1 protein-coding gene is annotated in these 2,348 nt (G+C 70.5%); it reads left to right on the top strand.

All coding sequences use genetic code 11. From position 1 onward, the window contains the following. On the top strand, positions 1–2,348 hold a 2,348-nt coding region (locus ACIGO6_RS41605), incomplete at both ends, for a polyketide synthase dehydratase domain-containing protein (protein ID WP_399886023.1).

The following is a 2,348-nucleotide window of genomic DNA, read 5'->3' as shown; positions in this document are numbered from 1 at the left end:
GAGGGTCCGGAGCTGGACGGCGGTTACTGGTATCGCAATCTGCGCCGGCCGGTCGGTTTCCACACCGCGGTCACGGCGCTGGCCGGGGAGGGCTTCTCCGCGTTCACGGAGATCAGTGCTCACCCCGTCCTGGTGTCGGCGTTGAGTGATGCGGTGCCGGACGGGATCGTGTCGGGTTCCCTGCGCAGGGACGACGGCGGTCTGGACCGCTTCTACACCGCTCTGGCGGAGGTGTATGTCGCGGGTGTTCCCGTCGACTGGACGCCGGCCTTCGGACCGGACGCACGTCCGGTCGCGGACCTTCCGACGTACGCCTTCCAGCACGAGTCGTACTGGCTGGATGTTCCGGTGGTTCGGGCTGATGTGGTGGCGGCGGGGTTGGTGTCGGCGGAGCACCCGTTGTTGGGTGCGGTGGTCGAGTTGGCCGGTGACGGTGGGTTGGTGCTGACCGGGCGGCTGTCGTTGAAGGAACAGCCCTGGCTCGCCGATCACGCCGTGCAGGGCACGGTGCTGCTCTCCGGTACGGCGTTTCTGGAGATGCTGCTGCACGCCGGTGAGCGGGCCGGCTGCGAGGTCGTGGAGGAGCTCACGCTGGAGACCCCGCTGGTCCTGCCGGCCGGTGATGGCGTCCAGCTCCAACTGCTCGTCGAGGCCGCTGGTGAGGGTGGTCGGCGTGGGGTGTCGGTGTTCGCGCGGGTGGGTGAGGGTGTGCCGTGGGTGCGGCATGCGGTGGGTGTGGTGGTGCCGGATGGTTCGGAAGGTTCGGAAGGTTCGGGTAGTTCGGGTGGTTCGGAAGGTTCGGTTGGTGAGGTTGCGGGGTTGGAGGTGTGGCCGCCTGAGGGTGCGGAGCGGTTGGTGACGGACGGGTTGTACGAGGGGTTGGCGGAGGGGGGTTACGGGTACGGGCCGGCGTTCCGGGGGTTGCGGGCGGCGTGGCGGCGTGGTGGCGATCTCTTTGCCGAGGTGGTGTTGCCGGGTGAGTCGGCGTCGGGTGAGTTTCTGGTGCATCCGGCGTTGTTGGATGCAGCGCTGCATGTGATGGGCGTCGAGGCCGGTGAGGCCGGTGGTGCCGGTGCCGGTGGGGTGCAGTTGCCGTTCAGCTGGAACGACGTGCGCGTGCATGCCACGGGTGCGACGACCCTCCGCGTACACCTCACCCGCACCGCCCCCGACACACTGAGCCTGGTCGCCGCCGACGGGACGGGGCTTCCCGTACTGAGCGTGTCGGAACTGGTCGTGCGCTCGGCGGACGCCGGACAGCTGGCCGCCCTGAGCGGCGGCCGTGACACGACGGACGACGCGCTGCACCGACTGGCCTGGTCACCGCAGCCGTCGCCGTCGGCTCCGCGAGGGCCGGAAGGTCGCATCACCCTCGTCGGTCCTGACCGGTTCGGCCTGGCTGAAGCGGGCCTCTCCCTCGACCTCCACGAGGACATCGAGAGCCTCCTGAGTGCCACGGGCACGCCCACGGCTTCGGCCGTGCCGGACACGGTCGTGGTGTCGGTCACCTCCGAGGAAGCCACCACGGCACAGGAACACGCCGCCTCCACCCGTCCGGACGCGGCAGCACACCGCACCGCGCACCGCACCCTGGAGACACTGCGTGCCTTCCTCACCGACGACCGCCTCGACGGCACCCGCCTGGTACTCCTCACCCGGCGAGCCGTCGCCGTGGAGGACGGAGCGGGGAGCAAGGATCTGGACCTGGCCGGCGCGACCGTATGGGGCCTGGGTCGGTCTGCGCAGTCCGAGCACCCCGGTCGTGTGCTGCTCGTGGACCTGGACGGCGAACCGGGATCGGCCGACGCCGTTCCGGCGGTGATCGCGACCGGTGAGCCGCAGGTGGCGATCAGGGCCGGCGTTGCGTACACACCCCGTCTCGAACCCGCTCGTTCCTCCGCCGCGCTGCCGATACCGCCGGCCACACCCGCCTGGAGCCTGGACATCAACAGCGGCAGCAGCCTGGGGGACCTGCGCATCGTCGCCTGCCCGGAGGTGCTGGAGCCGCTGACCGAGGGCCGGATCAGGGTCTCCGTGCGCGCGACCGGACTCAACTTCCGTGACGTCCTCCTCGCGCTCGACGTCGTACCGTCCAGCGATCTGCCGTTCGGCGGCGAGGGAGCGGGCGTGGTCACCGAGGTGGGGCCCGGTGTGACCGACCTCGCGCCCGGTGACCGGGTCATGGGCTTCATGGAGGGCTCGTACGGCGGCCCCGTAGCCGTGGTCGACCGGCGCCTGGTGGCGAAGGTCCCGGAGGGCTGGTCGTTCACTCGGGCCGCGTCGGTGCCGGTGGTGTTCCTGACGGCGTTCTATGCGTTGCGGGATGTGGCGGGTGTGGTGCGGGGTGA

Source organism: Streptomyces sp. NPDC053750, assembly GCF_044544295.1.
Taxonomy (GTDB): domain Bacteria; phylum Actinomycetota; class Actinomycetes; order Streptomycetales; family Streptomycetaceae; genus Streptomyces.
The sequence above is the reverse complement of the archived record's forward strand: the minus strand, read 5'-3'. Positions and strand labels throughout refer to the sequence as shown.